This window comes from Exiguobacterium sp. SH31 (assembly GCF_001816105.1).
Lineage (GTDB): Bacteria > Bacillota > Bacilli > Exiguobacteriales > Exiguobacteriaceae > Exiguobacterium > Exiguobacterium aurantiacum_A.
Window position 1 is genome coordinate 16,695 of sequence record NZ_LYTG01000012.1, and the last position, 21,317, is coordinate 38,011.

Here is a 21,317-nt window from a genome sequence, read left to right on the forward strand (position 1 = left end):
TAGTTCTGTCAAAGGGGTCCACACCTTCCATTCAATTAATTATTCAAACCATTCTGCTTCACGATTCGTTTCTTGCGGAATGATGATGATTTCATCTTGGTTGTTTCGCAGTTCGATAATATAGTCAAAGTCCTCAAACACGCAATCGGTATTGCGGACGTAAAGATCGGGATGCTCGATCACTTTGACGGCAGGCAGGCGCATGACTTCCCGGATCAACTGACGATGACGTTCGTCCATCGTCCGCGTCGAAACGGCGCCGTCGATTATGTAGACGTGATCGCCTTCTCGTTCTTCTTCAAACAGTGACGTCCGGACCGTCTGTTTCATGAGTGTCGACGAGAGAAACAGCCAACGCTTGTTTGCGCAGACGCTCGCCGCGACGATCGACTCTGTCTTGCCGACGCGCGGGTTGCCCCGGACACCGATCAACAGATGTCGTTCTTCTTTCATCAGTTCAGCGACAAAATCGACGAGTACCCCTAAATCTCCACGCACGAAGCGAAACGTCTTTTTGTCGTCGTTGTCGTGTTCGATATAGCGGCCGTGACGGATCGCAATCCGGTCCCTCAGTTTCGGGCGGCGGAGTTTGATGACGACGATCGCTTCCATCTTCCGCAAAATATGCTCGAGCCGATGGACGTGATCGGCGGCCGGTGCCTTGAGCAACATCCCACGACGTTGCAGATCGACCCCGTTGATGGTCACGATCGAGATTTGGAGCATCCCCATCAGCGAGGCGATATCGCCGAGGATACCGGGGCGATTTTGGCAAAGTTCATATTCGAGATACCATTCTTCGAACTTATGATCCATCTCGTCCACCCTTTCCGAATGTAGGCTCGCTACCTTGTTCATTCTAAATTATTTTAGAAGAATTGAAAAGAACTCGTTTCAACCGAGGCGACAAAGTTTTCACTGCCAACCGCCATCGACCCGTAACACCGTGCCGGTCACGTAGGACGCGGACGGTGAACAGAGGAAACGGATCGTCTCGGCAACTTCTGTAACATGACCGAGACGGCCGAGCGGAATCTCATCTCGAACGTCTTGTTTCGTCTCTTCTACCGTATCATTCATCGGCGTCTCAATCCACCCCGGCGTGATGGCATTGATACGAACATTGAACGGGCCGGCCTCGCGCGCGAACGCTTTGACGAAGCCGAGCTGGGCCGCTTTGACGGTCGAGTACATCACTTCTCCTGCCGCTCCGACTTCCCCCCAGACGCTCGAGACGATGACGATGTCGAGCGGGCGATCGTAAGCTTTTTGTCCGACGACGTGTTGAACGAGTCGAACCATCGCGCGCACATGAACACGATAGAGACGATCGAGTTCAGTGATGTCCGCGTCGACGAGCAGCCCGTAGGCGTGGTTCCCGGCGACGTGAATAATCCGATCGACCGCGCCGACCGTAGCGAGCCAGGCGTCTAGCGCCTGTTCGTCGCCGAGGTCGCACGTGACGACTTGTCCTGACAAACCCTCTGTCTTCACGAACGCTTCGAGCGCTTCCGTGTTCGCGTACGCATGTAAGATGAGCTCATCATCGCGAAAGGAAAGGGCGACGGCACGACCGATCGCCCCACTCGCCCCGGTGATGAGTGTCGTCATGGTTTTTTGACGACACAGACGGTCCGTTGATCCGGTTTGAACAATCGGTCATACGTGTCGTATAGTTCTTCAAGCGTGACCGCGTCTAGCAGCTCAGGCAAATCGAACATGTTTCCGCCCGTTAGCGCGTAGCGTGAAAATTGATTGGCGATGAACTCGGGTGAGTTGAGCGCCTTCAAAAACTGCCCTTTCATCATCCGCTTCTTACGGTCGAGTGTCTCATTTCCGATGTCGAGCGGACGCTCGAGCACCTCGGTGATGCGGGCGACGAACGCATCGACATGCGGTGTCTCCATCGACAACACGGCGAAGGCGAACGATTCTTCCGACGTATAGTCGAACGAAAAGGCATCATCGATCAACCCTTCGGCGTAAAGCTCTGCATAGAGCGGCGCCGTCGTGTCAAACAAGGCGTGCATGAGCAGTTCGACGGCCAGTTCTTGTTTCATCCCGTCTTCCCCGGCGCGCGGCGTGTCCTTGTAGCCGATCATGACTTTCGGGACTGATACGTCCATCTCGATGACACGCGTGGCTAAGCGGACCGTTCTCGGCTCTTGCACGTGTTCGCGTTCAGTGAGTACGGGCGGTTCGAACGTTTTCGCGGCCTGATTCGAACGGATCTGTTCGAGCACGATGTCAGGGTCGATGTTACCGACGACGAACAGCGTCATGTTACTCGGATGATAGAACGCTTGATGACACGCATAAAGGTCAGCGGCCGTGATCGCGCTGATCGACTCGATTGTTCCGGCGATATCGATCTTGACCGGATGCGCTTCATACATCGCCTCGATCAAACCGAAATAAAGACGCCACCCTGCGTTGTCTTGATACATTTGAATCTCCTGGCCAATGATGCCTTTCTCTTTCTCGACCGAAGCCTCCGTAAAGTACGGATCTTGGACGAAATCAATCAACGTCTTTAAGTTTGCCTCGACGTTTGACGTGGCACCGAACAAATAGGCGGTCCGGGTGAATGACGTGAAGGCGTTCGCCGACGCCCCGAGCTGTCCGAACTTCTGGAACACATCGCCGTCCTCTTTTTCGAACATTTTATGTTCAAGGAAATGGGCAATGCCGTCGGGTACTTCGATCCAGTCGTCCGTTTTGAAGCGGCGGTCGATCGAACCGTATTTTGTCGTGAATGTGGCGTACGTCTTTTCATATCCAGCTTTCTTCAGCAAGTAGACCGTCAACCCGTTATCGAGAACGACGTGATGAATTGTCTCACCGACGTTTGGAAAATCTAGTTTCATGCTGTCCCCCCCTTTAAACAATAAATCGCCTTCAGTTTGATTTGACTCGAGAGCGCGGCCACGTCTTCTCGCGTGGTCCGGGCAAGGATGGCCATCTCTTCTTCGAGTGAGAACGGACGGATGTCCGAGCCACTCATCCAGGCGATCAGTTGACGCGGACTGTCACCGAGTTGGCGCCGTTGATGGAACAACATCTCTTTCGTCTGCTCAAGCGTCATGTCATCGAACTCTCCTGCTTGCAGGTCGGCAAGTTGGTCGGCAATGATTTGTTCTGTTTTTACTTGGTTCAAGGCATCGATCCCGGCGTAGACGAACAACATCCGGCTGAGCGAACTGTATTGCGACGCCGCATAGTACGCCAAGCTCTCCTTTTCACGGACGTTCATGAACAGTTTCGAGTGTGGGAACCCACCGAACAAGCCGTTGACGACTTGCATCTTGATCGCGTCCTCGCTGCGCGGGTCAACGTTGGCCTCATAGGCGAGGTGAAGTTTACTCTGCTTCACGTCCTGCTGTTCCTCAAGTCGTTGAAACTCTCGGTCGACCGGTTCAGGATACTCTCGGACGAGCGGTGAGCCGAGCGTCTCGAGTGGCAAAAACGCCTCGGTCACTTGGTCGCGCGTGACGTCCCCGACGACGTAGACGTCGATGCGGTCGTGTTTGATCATGGATGTGTACGCTTCATAGAGCGATCGCGGCGTCACCTGGTCAAGTTGTTCGAGTGTCCCGAGCGACGGGATCGCGAGTTCTCCGCCGAGCAGTTCTTGCAATCGCTGCTGGGCGAAGCGCATTTTATCATCGTATACCGACTCGATGCGTTGACGCTGCAGACGGGATTCTTGTTCGACGATAAGCGGTTGGAACGCGCCGTCGTAAACGTTCGGGCGGAGCAACACTTCTTCTAGTAGCTTGATCGCTTGAGACAGGACCGGTTCCCCGACGAGCCGATCGTTCACAACTTCTAGTTGAAACTGGATGACATGCTCTTTCCCGACTTTTGACGCACCGGCGAATAGGCTGGCATCATATAATTGCTCGAGCGGTGTATGAAACAGTTCAATCGACGGATACGCCGCCGTCGCTTTTTCCATGACGTACGGCAGTAGCGCCCGGTCGGCAATCGTCTCTGCAGACAACGGCGCCGCGAACGAGACGAGACACGTCGTCGTTTTAAATTTATCGGTCGGATAGACCGAGTAGTGGAGCTGGTTACGGAATTGTTCGATCCCTTTCATGAATCATCTACTCCTTTTTCGTTTTCGGTTGGAACACGGACGCACCGCGCGCATACTCTTGATCGGGTACGCCCGCCACCACGTTGGCATAACGGGCGGCCGTGAACAAGTAATCGCTTAAGCGGTTATAGTAAGACAATTGACGAACGGCCGCATCGATGTTGACGAGCTCGCGTTCGACGCGGCGACAGACCGTCCGGGCGACGTGCAGACTCGCCGAGGCCACGCTGCCCCCCGGCAAAATGAAGCGGACGAGTTCCGGACACTTCGTTTCTAGTTCATCGATCCACGTCTCGAGCTCGGTGACGATCGCTAAGTCGACTTGCTGCGGTGGGTCTTGTTTGTACATCAGTTCTGAACCGAGGTCGAACAGATCGTGTTGGATTTTCGTCAGTTGATGCCGTAACGTCGCGTCCGTCTGGTGCGCGAGCGCGAGACCGATGTGACTGTTCAATTCATCTAACAATCCCATCGCCTCGATTTGCGGATGTACTTTCAAGACGCGTCCGCCGATCAATGACGTTTCACCCTTGTCGCCTCCACGTGTATATCGCTTCATGTCATTTCCTCCTCTATGCCACAAATGGTGACCCATAGGAGTCACCATTGTCGTTATGATTGCGGTTGGTCGTAAGGGAGCCGAATCGTGAACGTCGTCCCTTCGCCGTACACGCTCGTGACGTCGACCGTGCCATGATGGGCGTCGATGACGTTCTTGACGATGGCGAGTCCGATGCCTGTTCCGGTCTTCCCGCCGCTCGTCCGGGCCTTGTCAGCTTTATAGAACCGCTCGAATACAAACGGCAAGTCCTCTTTCGGGATCCCGCTGCCGGTATCGGTCAAACAGATCAAGAAGCCGTCCGCTTCTTCGGTCGCCTCGAGCCGAATCGCTCCGCTCTCGGTGTGGGCGATGGCGTTGCCGATCAAGTTCGTGAACACTTGTTCTAACCGGTCCCCATCTGCTTCAATCATCCGCTTCGGAGCCACGGTCGACAACGTGATCCCTTTCTCGTTCGCCATCTGGTTAAACTTGCGCATCACCCGCGGTAAAAATTCGCCGAAATCGAACGCCGCGAACTGCATCGTCTCTTTCCCTGATTCGATTCTCGCCAAATCGAGTAAATCGTTGACGAGCCGGGCAAGCCGTAACGACTCGTCGTAAATGATCGAAGCGAATTCTTTCGTCGCCTCGTCACTTTCGGTCATGCCGTCGATGATCGCCTCGGAATAGCCTTGGAGCGTCACGAGCGGTGTTCGCAGCTCGTGGCTGATGTTGGCGACGAAGTCGGTCCGCATCTTATCGAGACGGTGACTTTCGGTCGTATCACGGATGACGACGACCGCTCCCTCGAAATCTTCCTCCCCGAGGAGCGGTGTGACCGTCAACGTGTAGTAGTGATCGTCTTGCTTCACTTCAATCGTCTTCTCAGGCGCACCGCCGACGACGTCTTCGTAGAGCGCGAGCACGACTTCGTGCGGTTGATCGTCGTGCAATAACGGCTGTGCCTGCGGGTTCGTCACGATCACGTTCGCATGGCGGTCGAGCGTGATGACACCGTCTGCCATCGAACGCAGAATCGAAGCGAGCTGCAGCCGTTCGCGGTCGAGCGCGTTCACGTATGTCGACAGCTGGCTGCTCATCGCATTGAATGAGCCGGCAAGTTCACCGATTTCGTCGTTCGTCTTCTGGACGAGCCGCAGATCGAACTGTCCTTCACCCGTCTTATTGACGGCGTCCCTCATCTCACGCAGCGGGGCCGTGATCCGGGTCGATAAGAAGAAAGCAAACACGGTCGTGACGATGATCGCCGAGGCGACCGTCCAAAAGATGATCGTCCGCGCCCCTTCATTCGCGCTTGAGATCGCGTTGAGCGGCTCAATCAAATAGAGCGTATACTCACCCGTCTCAAGAGAGAACGTCGTCCGATACGCCAAGGCAGCCTGGTCATCGAACGACGAGAAGTTCCCGATCGCCGTCTCCCCTACAGCTTGATAAGGACCCCATGACTGACGTCCGAGTTCGGTCATCAAGCCATCGACTTCCGTGCCGAAGTTCGAACGGACCGACCCGTTCTCTAAAATATAGTTCGCTCCGTATACTTCGATGATTTGATCGACCGTCCGTGACGAATCGCCTTCCTCTAGCAAGACTGACTGGACTTGCCCACCGAGTTTCGCTAAATGCCCACGTTCCTGATCAATATGGAACGAGTTGAAGAACTCGAGCATCAGGACGGATACGATGAACAAAATCAGGCTGACCAACACGAGGATCGTCAGCCACAGCTTCGTGACAATACTATTGCGGCGGATCATCACTCACTGACGACTTCAAACTTGTATCCGACACCCCATACCGTCGTGATCATTTGGGCCGCGGATGGAGAGACACGGTTCAATTTCTCACGAAGCCGTTTCACGTGCGTGTCGACCGTTCGAAGGTCTCCGAAAAATTCGTAGTTCCATACTTCTTTTAACAGTTGCTCCCGCGAGAACACTTTATCGACTTGTTTGGCCAGGAAGAATAATAACTCATACTCTTTCGGCGTGAGGGCGATTTCTTCTCCGTCGACCGTGACACGGTGTGCGTCATTGTCGATCGTCAAATGCGGGAACACGATCAAATCTTTCGACTTTTCGGCCGTTTGCAAAAACTTTGTCGAACCTGAGCGACGGAGTAGCGCTTTGACGCGCAAGACGACTTCACGAGGACTGAACGGTTTGACGATGTAGTCGTCCGCGCCGACCTCGAACCCTTGAACTCGGTCGATTTCCTCACCTTTCGCCGTCAGCATGATGACAGGTGTCGCTTTCGTTTTACGGAGTTCGGTACACACCTCGACCCCGTCCATCTTCGGCATCATCAAGTCGAGCAAGATGACGTCAAAGTCGCCTTCAAGTGCGAGTTGAAGCGCTTCTTCACCGTTCGTCGCTTCTTCGATCACGTATTGCTCCCGTTCTAGATACATTTTTAACAGTCGGCGAATTCTTTCTTCGTCGTCGACTACTAGAATTTTTGTTTTATCAGCCATCAACTAAACCTCCCAGAGAACCATTACAAGATGTAGCGAATGTTGCACAATTGTGAACATTTCGCTCTCTTTCATAACTATACCACTCTATTATTTCGCTTAACAACGGTGAGTTGTATGCCCTTACGAAAAAGAAGCCACCGAAGTGACTTCTTTTTCATCAAGCGTATGAATGTAATCCGGCGATGACGAGGTTGACGAACACTAAGTTGAACATGATGACGGCGAATCCGCCGACACAGAGCCATGCTGCTTTCGTCCCCGTCCAGCCCCGCTGGATGCGCATATGCAAGTAATAAATATAGATGAGCATCGTGATGAGCGCCCATACTTCTTTCGGGTCCCAGCCCCAGAAACGGTTCCAGGCAATCTGCGCCCAAATCATGGCGAAGATGAGCCCCCCGAGGATGAAGACCGGCAACCCGATCGCGATCGAACGGTAGCTGATCTCGTCCGCGAGGTCAAGATCGACTTTCTTCGCGAGCGGTTGCAACGCTTCCGCAATACGTTTGCGTAAGACGACGAACCGGAGCACGAGGTAAATGACGGCGCCAGCGATAACCGACCAGAGCAACGTGTTCAACTTCAACGTATTGATGAACGTCGGCAATTCGAGCGATAGTCCACTCGCACCTGATAACAGTTGTGCGCCTTCCGGTACGAACAAGATCGGCATGAAGTATTCGTACGACTCTTGCGTACCGCGGTCATTCGTAAATTCGACGACACCGCCGGCACCGATTGCTTTAAACAGCATCGATACGAGGATGAAGCCGAGCGTGCACATGAGGACGAACATCGTCACTTCTAGCCATGTGCGCGATTTCGATTGTTCGCGCATCGACGTCTCGTTGAGCAAGAAGATCAAGCCCGAGGCGAAACTGATGGCGAGAATCCCTTGACCGAGCGCGGCCGTCGTGACGTGAATTTTCAACCAGACACTGTTCAATGCCGGAATGAGCGGTGCCACTTCGCTTGAGAACATCGATGCGAACGCGATGACAAGAAGCGCCACCGGCATGGCGAACAAGCCGAGCACATCGTTTTTATATATCCCGTAGACGACGAGAAAACCGAGCACCATCATCATTCCGAAGAATGTCGTATACTCGTAAAGGTTAGAGACCGGCGCGTAGCCGACCCCGATCCAACGCATGATAAAATATCCCATTTGGGCGACAAAGCCGATGACGGCTAGCGTGAACGCATACTTACCGTAAGCGATCCGGTTGACGTTTCGGTCTTTGCGCATGCCGCTGACCGCGATTGTGAACAACACGGTCGCCACGGCGTAAAGAATGAACGCGATCAAGAGCAGGCGGCTGCTCCACTGAATCCACTCCATTATGATTCCCCTCTTTCTTTAGTTGAGTCGATGTCTGCCTTTTTTTCGAACCGAGCCTGGTCTTCCCAAATCGGCAGCCCATTTTTTTCTAGGAGCGGTGTGATCTCGCGGTGAAGCGACGACGGGTTCTTGTTCGTGAATCCAGCCACGAGCACGTCCGTCTCGTTATGACGTCGGATCCAGACCCGGCGGTGCGGCCAATACATCCCCATAATGATCCCGATCATGAAGATCGTCCCACCGACAATTAAAATCGGATACGTCGAGTCGCTCTTGACCCGAAGTCCGCTCGTACTCGCCATTTCCGTTCCTGCGAACTGGATCGCGTAACGATTGTCTTCATCGGCAACGTTCAATCGAATCCCGATCAAGTTCGATTCGGTCGTCCCATCCGGGTTCTCGACCGCTAAGAAGAAAGCAGGGTTCAACGCCCGTGGTGATTTCGTATCCGGCTGTCCGTTTCGAACTTCAAAGTCCGGATACAAGTCGTTGAGCGTCACCGTCACCTCGCCGAGATCGTATGTCGTCTCAGGGTCCGTCAAGTCAACCGTGAACGGTCCGTATATGTCACCTGTCTGTTTGTCACCGACGTTAAACGACATCGACAAAAACTCCGGTCGGCTTGAATACTGTTCCTGATACACTTCGTACTTATCAAATTTGAACGGATGGTTCACTTTCGTCGAACCGGTTTCGACTTCCTCGAGTTGCGGCGATCCGTCCTCGTTCGTTCCGGTCTTCTTGAACAGTGTCAGTTCCGTCTCATAGTTTTTCGGGACAGCACCGGCTTTTTCAATCGCTTCGGCGAACTTGGCGTCCTCCGCATTATTTTCTGGATCATACATCTCGAGGATGAACTGATCGTTACGAATGTAATACGTGTCATCGGTCGCCTCGAGCGCGACCGTGTCCCCTTCTCTCACCCATTCGAGCGTATCGGTGTGAAATGCCGGGAAGACACGGAGCATCGCCCCCATAAAGAAGATGACAAGCCCGATGTGGTTGATGTATGGGCCCCAACGACCAAACCGATACTTCTCGGCGAGTAGCGCATCGCCGTCGCGTTTTACATGATAACGCTTAGACTTCAACGCCTCACCGAGCGCGTCGATCTGTTCGTCCGTCCCTTTACCTTCACCGATCAGGCGTTGCCCGCGCATGAAGCGGTCGGTGCGTCGGACCGGTTGATATTTCAACGCTTTATACAACGGAAAGAATCGATCGATCGAGACGACGATCAGTGACAACGTCAGCATCACGATCAACGTGATGTACCACCACGACGTATATAAGTTATGGAATCCTAACGTGTAATAAATCGTTCCTGGCGTGCCATATTCTTCGGTATAGTATTGACTTGCCGGCAATTGTTGCGGAATATACATCTCTTGCGGAAATGTCGTCCCGACCGCAGAGCCGACGATAATGAGTCCAATCAACCAAAGACCGACTTTGACCGATGCAAAGAAACTCCAGACACGGTCAATCCAAGATCTCGGACGACGCTTCGACCGTAAATCGGCGCCGTCGTATTTCATATCTAGCATGTGTGCGCCCCCCGTTCGCTTACAATGACTTCTCGGCTAACTCTAACAGTTTCTCTTTCGTGAGTTCGCCTTCATACTTTTCAATGACTTTTCCGTCGGCATCGATGACGAACGTCACCGGTAAGTTATAAATGCCGTACGCCTTCTCGACTTCGCTACGTGTATCCATCAAGATCGGATAGTCGAGTTCGACGCCGAGGTCATTGATAAAGTTGTCGACCCGCAGCGGCGTCTCACCGACGTTCACGGCCCAAAAATCCACGCCCATATTTTGAAGCGTGGCATAGTTGTCTTGTACGACCGGCATCTCTTTCTCGCACGGTTCACAGAACGTACCCCAGAAATTTAACAGCATCCCTTTCCCATCATACGTTTCGCGCTCGACCATCGTCGCACCGTCAAGACTGACAAGTTTAAAGTTCGGCGCGTCGTCTCCGGCCTCGACCCGGCCATCGTTCCCGGCCTGCTCGATCAATTGCATGATGACGACCGCACCGGCAAACAGCACCATCGTCATAATCATGAGTCGCCAAAATGACCGCTTTTTCTTATGGGCCATCGCTTGATTCATCCGATCGCCTTGTTTCGTCTCTTTCGTCATGATTTCACACCATCCTTCAGTTGCTATTGTACTGAAAAAACAACGATAACGCACATTAACAGACTTTTTTCATCTTTTTGTCACAGAATCTCCACAAAAGAAAAAATCATCCTGTGTAAGGACGATTTTTAACTTGTTATTTTTTCTTTTTCTTGCCTCGTGGTTCATTTGGCACGACCGGGTTCGCGAGCTCACGGAGCTTGCTCACTTCCTTGCGTGACAACTCGCGCCAGTCGCCTGTCGTGAGTCCGTCGAGCGTCAAGAAACCGAACTGTTCGCGTTTCAGTTTGATGACTTCCGAACCGACTGCTTCGAGCATGCGTCGAATCTGACGGTTGTGCCCTTCCGAAATGACGATTTCGAGAATCGCCGAGTTCTTCTTATGGTCGACTGTCTTCATTCTGACTTTCGCGCTGCCCGTCTTATAACCGTCATCGAGCTCTAAGCCTGACTCGAGCTGCTTGATGGCGATATACGAAGGGATGTTTTTCACTTTCGCGACGTAACGTTTCGGGATTTTGAACTTCGGATGAGTCATCATGTTCGAGAATTCTCCGTCGTTCGTCAAGATGATGAGTCCCGTCGTATTGTAATCGAGACGACCGACCGGGAAGACACGTGACCCTGGTGGGACGAGATCGGTAACGACTTTGCGTCCTTTATCATCGTCGACCGTCGACACGTAGCCGCTCGGTTTGTAGAGCACGTAGTAGACGTGTTCTTCCTGTTCGATTTTGACGCCGTCGACTTCAATCTCCGACTTCGGTCCGACTTTCGTCCCGAGTTCACGAACGACTTTGCCGTTAATGCGAACCCGTCCGTCTAAAATCATTTCTTCGGCTTTGCGTCGTGAGGCGATACCCGCTTGGGCAATCACTTTTTGTAAACGTTCCATTTAATCATTCTCCAATCTATCTTCCGTAATCGAAGTTGGCTGGCCGAAGAACAGATCGCCTTCGTCTGCCAACTCGTCAACAAACGTTAATGGTGGCAACTCCTCGAGTGAATTGAATCCGAAATGGTCAAGGAAATGCTCGGTCGTCCGGTACAGTTTCGCGCGCCCGATCGTCTTCGCCCGGCCGGCTGATTCAATCAGCCCTTTTGACAACAACGTATGAATGACGCGTTCGACTTTGACACCGCGGACTTCCTCGATATCGGCCCGTGTGACCGGCTGCTTGTAGGCGATGATGACGAGCGTCTCCATGGCCGCACGAGACAGCGCCTGTTCGGCCATCGTCCCGACATACCGTTGAATGTACTCGGACACGTCCGGGATCGTCACAAGCTTGTACACGCCGCCCGATTCGATCAATTGAAACGGACGCCCCGAATCCGTGAACGACGCTCCTAGCTTATTCAATTGTTCGCGGGCAGCGGCCTCAGAAATATCGAGCGTATCTGCTAGCGCCCGGACTTCCATGCCCTCTTCTCCGACGACAAACAATAGGCTTTCAATGATCGTTTCATAAGACAACAACGGCTTCATCCCTTTCCTTTGACGCTTCGACAAACGAAATGTGAATATCTCGGTCGACTTGCTTTGTCGTGACGACTCGTAACTTAATCAACTCAAGCAGCGCCATGAACGTGACGACGAGGTCGGACACGTCCGGCCGTTCTTCGAAGAATGCAAAGAACGACGTGTTCCGGTTCGCCGACACATGTTCATGCAAACGGGTCATCTGCTGTTCGAGCGTCCGCTCTTCCCGCTTGATCGTCTTTTTACGCCGTTCTTTCCAACGCTTCCGCTCGACCATCTTTGAATAGGCGTGCAACAAATCTGAAAAGTTGAGCGGTCCATCGTAAGGTTGGACCAGTTCAGACATGTACCGTGTCAAATCTTCGCCGGGACGGCTATATAGTTCGAGCCGTTGCTCTTCTTGCTCGCGCATGAAGACGACCGCTTCTTTATAAGCTTTGTATTCAATCAACTGTCGAATCAACCCTTCCCGAGTCGGCTCTTCGCCGAAATCCGGAATCTCATCGTCCTCGATCGGGACCGGTGGCAACAGTTGTTTGCTCTTTAATTGGAGCAACGTCGCCGCCATGACCAAATATTCACTGGCCACATCGAGCTCAAACTTTTGCATCGTCCGGATAAAGGCGACATACTGGTCCGTGACTTCGGAAACAGAGATGTCGGCGATATCGAGCTCCATCTTGCCGATCAAGTGGAGCAACAAGTCGAGCGGGCCTTCGAACGTATCGATTTTGACGTTATACGCTTCCATAGAGACACCTGCCATTTAACATTTTTGCGCTTTAGTATAACATGTTTTGTAGTACAGTGACCACGAAAGGAGAAAATTGATGCTTACCCCTTTTTATCAGTATACATTGCTGTTTGAATGTCATGCCGATTATTTCGAGTGCCACGAGGTGCTCGAAGAGGCGTGGCAGGATGGGAACCGTGAACATCTCGGCTATGCCGTCTTGATCCAGTACGCCGTCGCCCACTACCACTTCCGCCGGGGCAATACGGCCGGGGCCGTCAAGAGCGTCGCTGCATTGAAGCAAAAGCTTCCTTTGGCCAAAAGCGCTCTTGAACCGCTCGGCATCGACATGGAGGCGTTCACACGCGACTTGGAACGTTGGCCGCTCTCGGACACACTCCCGCTAGACGAGCCGACACGCCGACAAATCGACCGGTTGAAACCCACGTTCGAACCGACCTCCCTGACTTTCGACGAGCTCGTCCATAAACATATCCACCGTGACCGGACGCCCGTCGTTGAAGAGCGTCTGCTCGCGCTAGAACAACGACAAAAAGCTAGGCGCTGAGCCTAGCTTTTTATATCGAGACTTGATTCCATTTATCGAGCAAGTCACTCGTCTTCCCGTGACCGACAAGCGTCAAATCGAGCGGTAACAAGTTCCGCGTCTCATCGAGCAGTTCATATGAACGTTTTTCGCCACGGAACGAAGGCGACAAGGCGATATGATGGATGCACATCGTCGTCTCAAGCTGTTCCATCCCGATGATTCCGACGAAGTCTTCTTCGACTTTCCACAAGTAGAGGAACTTCGAAGCATCTTCCTCGTAAGACCGTACGAGTTCGAGAAGGGCGAGCGGAGACTTGTCGCTACATGAAAATGCGAGCAGCCCCATCGCCGTCTTCTCGTGCGATTGTTTATACTTCACCAGCATGGCTGGTCTCACCACCTTTAGTCAGACATGTTTCACGAAGTGAACACGTGAGAGACATGGCTCATTGTGCCATAACGTTTAGGCAGAAATCAATTCTCATCCCAAACTTTGACTTCAGCCATCTTCGTGCCTTGGCGAAGTTTGACCGCGTGTTCAAGGCCTGACGTCACTTTACCGAACACAGTATGAACCCCATCAAGGTGCGGTTGTGGCGCATGGACGATAAAGAACTGTGATGAGCCCGTGTTGCGCCCAGCGTGTGCCATCGAAAGCGAGCCGGCTTCATGTTTGTACGGGAACGAAGTCGACGTCTCACAAGGGATCGTTTTACCTGAACCGCCCATACCTGTTCCGTCCGGGCATCCGCCTTGACTGACGAAGCCTGGGATGACACGGTGGAACGTCAATCCGTCGTAGAAGCCGCGGTTCGCGAGCTCTTCGAAGTTGTCGACCGTGATCGGTGCTGCGTCATGGAATAAATCAAATTCAATCATTTCACCGTTCTCTAATTTCATTGATCCTTTTTTCATATGGAAATACCCCTTTATGTTCATATAGTCAATAATCACTCACATTACCCATCTTATCAAAAAAAGACGTCTGCCTCCACTGTTTTGTGGAAACAGACGTTCTGACTTACTGGATGACCGCGTGGACGAGCGGACGTGCCTCTGGTTGAGTGGCGCCAATCGTGTAAGCATGATCCATGCGTTCAAGTGCCGAAGACATGTCTTCGATGTTTGAACGAAGGACCGCGATGACGTCACCCGCCTCGACTTTGTCGCCGACTTTCTTCTCGAGCGTGATACCGGCCGCGAAGTCGATCAAGTCGTCCTTCGTTGCCCGTCCCGCTCCGAGGAGCATCGCTGCGACACCGACCTCGTCCGCGATGATCGATTCGACGTAACCGGCTGTCTTCGCGACGAACGTCGTCTCAAATTGCGCTTGCGGGAATTTAGTCACATCATCGACGAGTGAGGCGTCCCCACCTTGTGCCGCGACGAACTGACGGAATACTTCAAGCGCGTGACCGTCGGCCATCCGGCGTTCAAGGTCGGCGTATGCTTCGTCAAACGTCTTATAAAATTCACCGAGGACGGCCATATGACCGGCAATCGTGAGTGCGATCGTTTTCAAGTCTTTGACGTCTTTCCCAGACAATACTTCAATCGCCTCTTTCACTTCGTTCGCGTTCCCGATCTCAAAGCCGAGCGGTTGGTCCATATCGGTGATGACGGCGATCGTCTTGCGACCGACGTTCTTCCCGATGGCGACCATCTCTTCAGCGAGTGCTTTCGCGTCGTCGAACGACTTCATGAACGCACCAGACCCTGTCTTGACGTCAAGGACGATGCTGTCGGCACCGGCCGCGATCTTCTTCGACATGATCGAGCTCGCGATGAGCGGGATCGACTCGACCGTCGCCGTCACGTCGCGGAGCGCGTAAAGACGTTTGTCGGCCGGCGTCAAGTTGCCCGTCTGCCCGATGATCGACATCTTGATGTCGTTCACTTGCTTCGTGAACTGAGCTTCTGTCAACTCGACGTTGAACCCTGGGAATGATTCGAGCTTGTCGATCGTCCCACCTGTATGACCGAGCCCGCGCCCGCTCATTTTAGCGACCGGGATACCGATCGAGGCGACGAGTGGGGCGACGATCAAACTGATCTTGTCACCTACGCCACCCGTTGAGTGCTTATCGACTTTTTTCCCTTCAATTTTAGAAAGGTCGATGACGTCACCTGACTTGACCATTTCCATCGTCAACGCTGCCGTCTCTTTCTCGGTCATGCCATTGAAATAAATCGCCATCGACAAAGCAGACATTTGATAGTCTGGAATCGTCTCATTCGTGAAGCCTTCCACGACGTAACGGATCTCCTGTTCGTTTAATTCTCCACCGTTACGTTTTTTCAAAATCAAGTCGACCATACGCATAAGTTTCGTCCTCCTAGAATTGTTTTAGTTACATGCTTTTAATCGTGCCACGTACGAGTGAAAGGAAGTCTTGACGGACGCGCTCTGTCGTCTCGATGACTTCTTCATGGTTGAGCGGTTGGTCAAGGATACCTGCGGCCATGTTCGAGACGCACGAAATTCCGAGGACACGCATGTCTGAGTGACGAGCCACGATGACTTCCGGTACGGTCGACATGCCGACGACGTCGCCGCCGAGCAGACGGGCCATCTTGACTTCGGCCGGTGTCTCATATGTCGGACCGGTGTTACCGAAGTAGACGCCTTTTTGAATCTTGAGACCGAGGTCTGACGCGACCCGCTCTGTCAACGCGACGAGTTGTTTGTCGTACGCCTCTGACATATCCGGGAAGCGTGTCCCGAAGTCGCTCGCGTTCTTGCCGATGAGCGGGCTCGTGCCGAAGAAATTGATATGATCTGTGATGACCATCAAGTCACCCGGGTTGAACGCCTCGTTGCAAGCACCAGCGGCGTTCGTGACGATGAGCGTCTCGACACCGATCAATTTGAGGACACGGACTGGGAACGTGACTTGTTCCATCGAATATCCTTCATAGAAATGGAACCGTCCTTGCATCGCAACGACACGTTTCCCTTCAAGGTCACCAAAGACGAGCTGTCCGGCATGACCTTCGACTGTCGAGACCGGGAAGTGCGGAATATCTTCGTAAGGAATCGCGACCGGATTTTCAATCTCGTCGGCGAGCACGCCAAGACCTGATCCGAGAATGAGTCCGATTTCTGGTGTTCCGTTCATGCGTTCCTGTAAAAATGCTTTTGTTTCGTTCCAATTTACCATGTGTAGTGCCTCCTCAAATTTCGTTTAAGAAACTGTTTCCGATTGCTGGTGCGTCAACATCAAAGTTATCCGCCACCGTGGCGCCGATATCGGCGAACGTAGCGCGAACGCCGAGGTCGACCGCAGTCGAACCGTGGTGATGAACGATGAGCGGGACATATTCCCGCGTATGGTCCGTCCCTGGTGCCGTCGGATCGTTACCGTGGTCGGCCGTGATGATCAGCAAGTCATCTTCACGCAAGCGAGCAAACACTTCAGGAAGACGGGCGTCATACTCTTCGAGCGCGACCGCATATCCTTCCGGATCCCGGCGATGGCCGAACAATGCGTCAAAGTCGACGAGGTTCAAGAAGCAGAGCCCTTCGAACTCCTCATCAAGCGAAGCGACGAGTTTGTCCATCCCGTCCATGTTTGACTTCGTACGGACCGCTTTCGTCACGCCTTCTCCGTCATAGATATCACTGATCTTCCCGAGAGCAATCACGTCTTTGCCAGCTGTTTCGAGCGTGTTCATGACCGTCTTGCCGAACGGTTTGAGCGCATAGTCGTGACGGTTTGACGTCCGGACCCAAGCCCCAGGCGTTCCGAGGAACGGCCGGGCAATGATCCGTCCGAGCATGTACGGATCTTCACGCGTGATGTCGCGCGCATATTCACAGATGCGGTACAGTTCTTCGAGCGGGACGACTTCTTCGTGGGCCGCGATTTGTAGCACCGAGTCGGCCGACGTATAGACGATCAACGCGCCTGTCGTGACATGCTCTTCACCGAGCTCGTCTAAAATTTCTGTTCCTGACGCCGGCTTGTTGCCGATGATGTCGCGTCCACTGAACTCTTTGAGCCGGTTGATTAAATCGTCCGGGAATTCCTCGAACACACGGAACGGCGTATCGATGTGGAGACCCATGATCTCCCAATGACCAGTCATCGTATCTTTCCCGGCCGAAATTTCTTCCATCCGCCCGAACGCGCTCGGCGCGCTTGACGGTTCGATGCCTTCGATCGGTTTAATGTTCGCTAACCCGAGCTTGCCCATGTTCGGCATGTTCAAGCCGCCATGCTCACGAGCGATGTGACCTAACGTGTCTGAACCGACGTCTCCGAACTGGTCGGCATCTGGGGCTTCCCCGATCCCGACTGAGTCCATGACGACTAAGAATATACGTTTAAATTTCTTCACAAAAGTTCCTCCTTTAAGCGTCTAAGCCCGCGGGTGATGCTTACGGTACACATCGTGGAGCCGCGCCTTGTTGACATGTGTGTAGATTTGAGTGGTGGAGAGATCGGCATGGCCGAGCATTTGCTGGATGGCGCGCAGATCGGCACCATTCTCGAGCAAGTGCGTCGCGAACGAGTGACGCAGCACGTGCGGTGTGATCTCTTTTGGGATGCCGGCGTCTTTCGCCCGTCGCTTGATGATTTTCCAAAACCCTTGGCGGCTAAGCCGACCGCCACGTCCGTTCAAGAACAACGCTTCGGTCTCCCGACCACCGAGGCCGTTTCGCGCTTGCTGGATATAGCGTTCGACAAAATTTTGGGCGACCGACGACACCGGAATGATTCGGGCGCTCTCGCCTTTGCCTTCACACTGTAAATACCCCAGTTCAAACTGTAAATCATCCAAATCAAGACCGAGAAGTTCGCTGACGCGCATGCCTGTCCCGTAGAGCAGTTCGAGCATGGCACGATCCCGAAGTGCGAGCGGATCGTTCGTCGGGACGCTATCGAGCAAGCGCTCGACTTCGTCTTGCGACCACGTGTCCGGCAGATGCCGCTCCGCTTTCGGCGTCTCTAAGTAAAGTGCCGGATCGGTCGAGGCGCCGCCGCTCATCTTCAGATGATGATGAAACGTACGAATCGAACTGACGGCTCGTCGCAGTGACGAGGCGGCCCGACCCGCTTGCGACAGTTCCTCTAAATGCTTGACGATATGTGAGCGCGTGACTTCATTCCACTCGGTCACCCCAAGTTGGGTTAGTGTCGATAAGTACTGGGTCAAATCGCTCGCATAGGCTTGTCTCGTGTTGGTGGACATTCTTTTTTCAACCGTCATATATTGTAAAAACGACTCGACTTGCGAACGCATGACATCCCCCTCCTTCCTCGCTACACCTGAATACGCTTACATCATATCACTTATGTAAACCGTTGTGAAGACGTCTGACCTCATTTTTTTGTAAGTTTTTTTGACAGTTTTTTGTCATCGATTTCACGCCCGTTTTCTCCAGGAAATCGACTGACAATCCCGCTGTATCACTGGTAAGATGAACGTAGTTGAAAAGGAGTGATGACGATGAACATCGAACACGTTGCCGTATGGGTCCATGACCTCGAACGGATGCGTCGCTTTTACGAGACATACTTTGGTGCTAGCGCCAACGACAAATATACGAACCGGCACAAACAGTTCGCATCGTATTTTTTAACGTTTCCGGAATCAGCGTGCCGCCTCGAGCTGATGTCGCGGTCGGACATCCAAGGCGAAGCGATGCCGACACTCGGCTGGGCGCATGTCGCCTTCGCATTAGGCAGCGCCGAGGCCGTCGACGAATTGACGGCGCGCTTGCAGGCTGATGGCTATGAACTCGTCGATGGACCGCGTCTGACCGGGGACGGCTATTATGAGAGCGTCGTCCACGATCCAGAACGAAACAAAATCGAACTGACGATTTGACGGCACGATGAACATAAGGGAGGACAAGCCGCTCGGCTTGTCCTCCCTTGTTTCGTCAACCGTTAATGACGGCTTTATGCCCTTCGAGCGTGACGCCTTTCGCTTGGCACACTTTACAGATGCCATGGAACGTCAAACGATGGTCTTTGATTAAAAATTCATACTTGCTCTCGACTTTCTTCTCGACGTCGACGAGCAGGTCTTCCATGATCTCTTCGACTGATCCGCACTCGACACAGACGAGGTGATGGTGCGAATGGTTCGCCCCTTCTGGTCTGAGGTCGAACCGGGCGACACCGTCACCGAAGTTGACTTTGTCGACGACGCCGAGCTCGGTCAACAGTTCGAGTGTCCGGTACACGGTCGCGAGACCGATTTCGGGTGCGATGCTCTTGACGAGCATGAACACGTTCTCTGCACTTAGATGGTCTGTCTCATTCTCAAGCAAGATACGGACCGTTGATTCTCGTTGCGGTGTCAATTTATATCCTTTGGCGCTCAATTGCTGTTTGATCCGTTCAATTCGCGTTTCCATAAGGCGCCCCCTCTTTACATAATTCACTATTCAAAGCATACCGAAGTTCCGTCGATTTTTCAAATTAAAATCATTACTATGTAAGTCTATCACAACCTACTACAGATTAGAATTATTTCAATTTAGATAATTGCCACCATTGAATCGCCATAATCGTCTTGGCATCGGTGATCCGGCCACTCGCTAAAAGTTCGCCCGCTTCTTCGAACGTATAACGTTCGACTTGTAAAAATTCGTCCTCGTCTAGGTTCATCGCTCCCGCCGTCAAACCTTTGGCGACGAACACGTCAACGCGCTCACTACAAAATCCAGGTGCCCCGTAAAACGAGAACATCTTTTCAAGCGACTCGGCTTTATAACCGGTCTCTTCCTCGAGTTCACGCTTCGCACTCGCGAGCGGCTCTTCTCCGATTTCAAGTTTCCCGGCCGGAATCTCGAGTGACATCGATTCGAACGCTTTCCGGTATTGCTCGACGAGAACAATTTTGTCGTCCTCATCGATCAACAATATCGCGACGGCCCCATTATGATACACAAGCTCTCGGACCGACGTTCCTCCGTTCGGGAGCGCGACGACATGCTTCTCGACATCGAAAATCTTCCCTTGATAGATGACTTCCCGTTCAATCGTTTTCTCTTCCATGGTTATGTACTCCTCACGTTTTCTTATATACTGTAATTATGAGTCAAATCAATCGACGGAACAAGGAGGAATTATCGATGGCAGAACTCGGACTAGGAACGATGTCGATTTTAAAACAAGGTGACGATGAGGGCCGACGGATTCTCGAGGCGGCTTACACGTCAGGGATCCGTCATTTTGACACGGCTGACGTCTATGACCGTCACGACGTCGAACGGCTCGTCGGTGAGACGTTCGCCGGTCGGCGGGACGACTTGTTTTTGACGAGCAAAGGCGGGAATGAATGGACCGAGGACGGAATGCGCTGGAACCCAGCCCCTTCCTATTTAGAACAGGCGCTTCACGGTTCTCTCGAACGACTACAGACGGATTACTTAGACTTATATTACGTACATGGTGGAACGATGGAAGACGACCTTGACGCGACGATCGATTTCATGCGCCGACAAAAACAGGCCGGGGTCATCCGCCAAATCGGGCTCTCCTCGATTCGCCCGAACGTGATCCGCTACTGGCTTGAGCACGGGGAGCTCGATGTCTTGATGACACCGTACTCACTGCTCGACCGCCGCATCGAATCACTCGGGCAAGACGTTCCGCTCGTCGGTCGAGGACCGCTCGCTAAAGGGCTGTTGACCGATGCATGGTCCGAGCGCTTGAGCGCTAAGGGCTTCGAGTCGTGGAGCGAACCCGAGTTACGCAACCTCCTGTCGACGTTGCCACACCCGATTCAAGCGTATGCGCTCGCTGCCGCGAAACGGACGTGTGCCGTCGTCTTGCCTGGCGCTTCTTCTGTTGAGCAGTTGCAGCAGACGATTGACGCGTATCATGACGACATCAATGAGCGTGCACTCGATAAACTACTGGCTCGTCTACCGATTCATCCGTATACAAAACATACGACCTGAACG

24 protein-coding genes are annotated in these 21,317 nt (G+C 52.9%); 3 read left to right on the forward strand and 21 right to left on the reverse strand.

The window, feature by feature from the left end; all coding sequences use genetic code 11:
- Positions 1–39: 39 nt before the first annotated feature.
- From A6395_RS01900 to A6395_RS01960, 13 genes are all read right to left on the reverse strand, one after another.
- On the reverse strand, positions 40–816 hold the full coding sequence (locus tag A6395_RS01900; protein ID WP_071397654.1) for a YmfK family protein: 777 nt from the start codon (positions 814–816) through the stop codon (positions 40–42).
- Positions 817–915: 99 nt separating this feature from the next.
- A complete protein-coding gene (gene ymfI / locus A6395_RS01905) occupies positions 916–1,611 on the reverse strand; it encodes an elongation factor P 5-aminopentanone reductase (RefSeq protein WP_071397655.1) in 696 nt (231 codons plus the stop codon).
- Positions 1,608–2,867: an EF-P 5-aminopentanol modification-associated protein YfmH gene (gene yfmH / locus A6395_RS01910; RefSeq protein ID WP_071397656.1), complete on the reverse strand. Its 1,260-nt coding sequence runs from the start codon at positions 2,865–2,867 to the stop codon at positions 1,608–1,610. The genes ymfI and yfmH overlap by 4 nt, the downstream gene beginning before the upstream one ends.
- Complete coding sequence (gene yfmF / locus A6395_RS01915; protein WP_071397657.1) at positions 2,864–4,102, reverse strand: EF-P 5-aminopentanol modification-associated protein YfmF; 1,239 nt, start codon at positions 4,100–4,102, stop codon at positions 2,864–2,866. The genes yfmH and yfmF overlap by 4 nt, the downstream gene beginning before the upstream one ends.
- Before the next feature lie 7 nt (positions 4,103–4,109).
- Positions 4,110–4,661 carry a cob(I)yrinic acid a,c-diamide adenosyltransferase gene (locus A6395_RS01920; protein ID WP_070327122.1) on the reverse strand — a complete coding sequence of 184 codons (552 nt, stop codon included), beginning with the start codon at positions 4,659–4,661 and terminating at the stop codon, positions 4,110–4,112.
- Positions 4,662–4,714: 53 nt separating this feature from the next.
- Positions 4,715–6,418: a HAMP domain-containing sensor histidine kinase gene (locus A6395_RS01925; RefSeq protein ID WP_071397658.1), complete on the reverse strand. Its 1,704-nt coding sequence runs from the start codon at positions 6,416–6,418 to the stop codon at positions 4,715–4,717.
- On the reverse strand, positions 6,418–7,134 hold the full coding sequence (locus A6395_RS01930) for a response regulator transcription factor (RefSeq protein WP_070327120.1): 717 nt from the start codon (positions 7,132–7,134) through the stop codon (positions 6,418–6,420). The genes A6395_RS01925 and A6395_RS01930 overlap by 1 nt, the downstream gene beginning before the upstream one ends.
- Positions 7,135–7,294: 160 nt before the next feature.
- On the reverse strand, positions 7,295–8,479 hold the full coding sequence (gene ccsB, locus A6395_RS01935; protein ID WP_071397659.1) for a c-type cytochrome biogenesis protein CcsB: 1,185 nt from the start codon (positions 8,477–8,479) through the stop codon (positions 7,295–7,297).
- Positions 8,479–10,026: a cytochrome c biogenesis protein ResB gene (resB, locus tag A6395_RS01940; protein ID WP_071397660.1), complete on the reverse strand. Its 1,548-nt coding sequence runs from the start codon at positions 10,024–10,026 to the stop codon at positions 8,479–8,481. The genes ccsB and resB overlap by 1 nt, the downstream gene beginning before the upstream one ends.
- Before the next feature lie 19 nt (positions 10,027–10,045).
- Positions 10,046–10,627 carry a redoxin domain-containing protein gene (locus A6395_RS01945; protein WP_071397661.1) on the reverse strand — a complete coding sequence of 194 codons (582 nt, stop codon included), beginning with the start codon at positions 10,625–10,627 and terminating at the stop codon, positions 10,046–10,048.
- A 136-nt stretch (positions 10,628–10,763) separates the two neighbouring features.
- Entirely contained in the window at positions 10,764–11,522 is a 759-nt protein-coding gene (locus A6395_RS01950) for a pseudouridine synthase (protein ID WP_071397662.1), read from the reverse strand.
- Complete coding sequence (gene scpB / locus A6395_RS01955) at positions 11,523–12,116, reverse strand: SMC-Scp complex subunit ScpB (RefSeq protein ID WP_173647368.1); 594 nt, start codon at positions 12,114–12,116, stop codon at positions 11,523–11,525.
- Positions 12,094–12,861, reverse strand: coding sequence for a segregation and condensation protein A (locus A6395_RS01960; RefSeq protein WP_070327115.1), 768 nt, complete (start codon positions 12,859–12,861; stop codon positions 12,094–12,096). Before A6395_RS01960 ends, scpB begins: the two co-directional genes overlap by 23 nt.
- 79 nt (positions 12,862–12,940) lie before the next feature.
- Here A6395_RS01960 and A6395_RS01965 point away from each other — a divergent pair, with 79 nt between their 5' ends.
- Complete coding sequence (locus tag A6395_RS01965; protein ID WP_070327114.1) at positions 12,941–13,411, forward strand: DUF309 domain-containing protein; 471 nt, start codon at positions 12,941–12,943, stop codon at positions 13,409–13,411.
- 10 nt (positions 13,412–13,421) lie between these two features.
- On the opposite strand, the gene A6395_RS01970 is transcribed toward A6395_RS01965, so the two are convergent.
- From A6395_RS01970 to xerD, 6 genes are all read right to left on the reverse strand, one after another.
- Complete coding sequence (locus A6395_RS01970) at positions 13,422–13,778, reverse strand: GCN5 family acetyltransferase (RefSeq protein ID WP_070327113.1); 357 nt, start codon at positions 13,776–13,778, stop codon at positions 13,422–13,424.
- Between the two features lie 89 nt (positions 13,779–13,867).
- Complete coding sequence (locus tag A6395_RS01975) at positions 13,868–14,308, reverse strand: peptidylprolyl isomerase (protein ID WP_035386247.1); 441 nt, start codon at positions 14,306–14,308, stop codon at positions 13,868–13,870.
- A 106-nt stretch (positions 14,309–14,414) separates the two neighbouring features.
- Positions 14,415–15,716 carry a pyrimidine-nucleoside phosphorylase gene (locus A6395_RS01980; protein WP_071397663.1) on the reverse strand — a complete coding sequence of 434 codons (1,302 nt, stop codon included), beginning with the start codon at positions 15,714–15,716 and terminating at the stop codon, positions 14,415–14,417.
- A gap of 28 nt (positions 15,717–15,744) precedes the next feature.
- A complete protein-coding gene (locus A6395_RS01985; RefSeq protein WP_016509380.1) occupies positions 15,745–16,554 on the reverse strand; it encodes a purine-nucleoside phosphorylase in 810 nt (269 codons plus the stop codon).
- Between the two features lie 13 nt (positions 16,555–16,567).
- On the reverse strand, positions 16,568–17,734 hold the full coding sequence (deoB, locus tag A6395_RS01990; RefSeq protein WP_071397664.1) for a phosphopentomutase: 1,167 nt from the start codon (positions 17,732–17,734) through the stop codon (positions 16,568–16,570).
- 21 nt (positions 17,735–17,755) lie between these two features.
- The gene (gene xerD / locus A6395_RS01995; RefSeq protein WP_016509359.1) at positions 17,756–18,640 is read right to left on the reverse strand and encodes a site-specific tyrosine recombinase XerD; all 885 of its coding nucleotides are present in this window, start codon (positions 18,638–18,640) and stop codon (positions 17,756–17,758) included.
- 207 nt (positions 18,641–18,847) lie between these two features.
- Here xerD and A6395_RS02000 point away from each other — a divergent pair, with 207 nt between their 5' ends.
- Positions 18,848–19,228, forward strand: coding sequence for a VOC family protein (locus tag A6395_RS02000; RefSeq protein WP_071397665.1), 381 nt, complete (start codon positions 18,848–18,850; stop codon positions 19,226–19,228).
- Between the two features lie 55 nt (positions 19,229–19,283).
- Here A6395_RS02000 and fur read toward each other — a convergent pair whose 3' ends face one another.
- Together fur and A6395_RS02010 are read right to left on the reverse strand one after the other, a co-directional pair.
- Positions 19,284–19,763, reverse strand: coding sequence for a ferric iron uptake transcriptional regulator (fur, locus tag A6395_RS02005; RefSeq protein WP_016509373.1), 480 nt, complete (start codon positions 19,761–19,763; stop codon positions 19,284–19,286).
- Between the two features lie 112 nt (positions 19,764–19,875).
- Complete coding sequence (locus tag A6395_RS02010; RefSeq protein ID WP_071397666.1) at positions 19,876–20,406, reverse strand: NUDIX domain-containing protein; 531 nt, start codon at positions 20,404–20,406, stop codon at positions 19,876–19,878.
- Positions 20,407–20,483: 77 nt separating this feature from the next.
- On the opposite strand from A6395_RS02010, the gene A6395_RS02015 reads away from it, so the two are divergent.
- On the forward strand, positions 20,484–21,314 hold the full coding sequence (locus A6395_RS02015) for an aldo/keto reductase (RefSeq protein ID WP_233589551.1): 831 nt from the start codon (positions 20,484–20,486) through the stop codon (positions 21,312–21,314).
- Positions 21,315–21,317: the final 3 nt, after the last annotated feature.

Excerpts from the sequence above, each read along its gene's own strand:
- ccsB (WP_071397659.1), bottom strand. The coding sequence starts at position 8,479 with ATGGAGTGGATTCAGTGGAGCAGCCGCCTGCTCTTGATCGCGTTCATT.
- fur (WP_016509373.1), bottom strand. The coding sequence starts at position 19,763 with ATGGAAACGCGAATTGAACGGATCAAACAGCAATTGAGCGCCAAAGGA.
- A6395_RS01920 (WP_070327122.1), bottom strand. The coding sequence starts at position 4,661 with ATGAAGCGATATACACGTGGAGGCGACAAGGGTGAAACGTCATTGATC.
- A6395_RS01930 (WP_070327120.1), bottom strand. The coding sequence starts at position 7,134 with ATGGCTGATAAAACAAAAATTCTAGTAGTCGACGACGAAGAAAGAATT.
- A6395_RS01980 (WP_071397663.1), bottom strand. The coding sequence starts at position 15,716 with ATGCGTATGGTCGACTTGATTTTGAAAAAACGTAACGGTGGAGAATTA.
- ymfI (WP_071397655.1), bottom strand. The coding sequence starts at position 1,611 with ATGACGACACTCATCACCGGGGCGAGTGGGGCGATCGGTCGTGCCGTC.
- A6395_RS02000 (WP_071397665.1), top strand. The coding sequence starts at position 18,848 with ATGAACATCGAACACGTTGCCGTATGGGTCCATGACCTCGAACGGATG.
- A6395_RS01985 (WP_016509380.1), bottom strand. The coding sequence starts at position 16,554 with ATGGTAAATTGGAACGAAACAAAAGCATTTTTACAGGAACGCATGAAC.
- A6395_RS02015 (WP_233589551.1), top strand. The coding sequence starts at position 20,484 with ATGGCAGAACTCGGACTAGGAACGATGTCGATTTTAAAACAAGGTGAC.
- A6395_RS01945 (WP_071397661.1), bottom strand. The coding sequence starts at position 10,627 with ATGACGAAAGAGACGAAACAAGGCGATCGGATGAATCAAGCGATGGCC.
- A6395_RS01900 (WP_071397654.1), bottom strand. The coding sequence starts at position 816 with ATGGATCATAAGTTCGAAGAATGGTATCTCGAATATGAACTTTGCCAA.
- A6395_RS02010 (WP_071397666.1), bottom strand. The coding sequence starts at position 20,406 with ATGGAAGAGAAAACGATTGAACGGGAAGTCATCTATCAAGGGAAGATT.
- A6395_RS01965 (WP_070327114.1), top strand. The coding sequence starts at position 12,941 with ATGCTTACCCCTTTTTATCAGTATACATTGCTGTTTGAATGTCATGCC.
- scpB (WP_173647368.1), bottom strand. The coding sequence starts at position 12,116 with ATGAAGCCGTTGTTGTCTTATGAAACGATCATTGAAAGCCTATTGTTT.
- A6395_RS01975 (WP_035386247.1), bottom strand. The coding sequence starts at position 14,308 with ATGAAAAAAGGATCAATGAAATTAGAGAACGGTGAAATGATTGAATTT.
- yfmH (WP_071397656.1), bottom strand. The coding sequence starts at position 2,867 with ATGAAACTAGATTTTCCAAACGTCGGTGAGACAATTCATCACGTCGTT.
- A6395_RS01970 (WP_070327113.1), bottom strand. The coding sequence starts at position 13,778 with ATGCTGGTGAAGTATAAACAATCGCACGAGAAGACGGCGATGGGGCTG.
- resB (WP_071397660.1), bottom strand. The coding sequence starts at position 10,026 with ATGCTAGATATGAAATACGACGGCGCCGATTTACGGTCGAAGCGTCGT.
- yfmF (WP_071397657.1), bottom strand. The coding sequence starts at position 4,102 with ATGAAAGGGATCGAACAATTCCGTAACCAGCTCCACTACTCGGTCTAT.
- xerD (WP_016509359.1), bottom strand. The coding sequence starts at position 18,640 with ATGCGTTCGCAAGTCGAGTCGTTTTTACAATATATGACGGTTGAAAAA.
- A6395_RS01950 (WP_071397662.1), bottom strand. The coding sequence starts at position 11,522 with ATGGAACGTTTACAAAAAGTGATTGCCCAAGCGGGTATCGCCTCACGA.
- A6395_RS01925 (WP_071397658.1), bottom strand. The coding sequence starts at position 6,418 with ATGATCCGCCGCAATAGTATTGTCACGAAGCTGTGGCTGACGATCCTC.
- A6395_RS01960 (WP_070327115.1), bottom strand. The coding sequence starts at position 12,861 with ATGGAAGCGTATAACGTCAAAATCGATACGTTCGAAGGCCCGCTCGAC.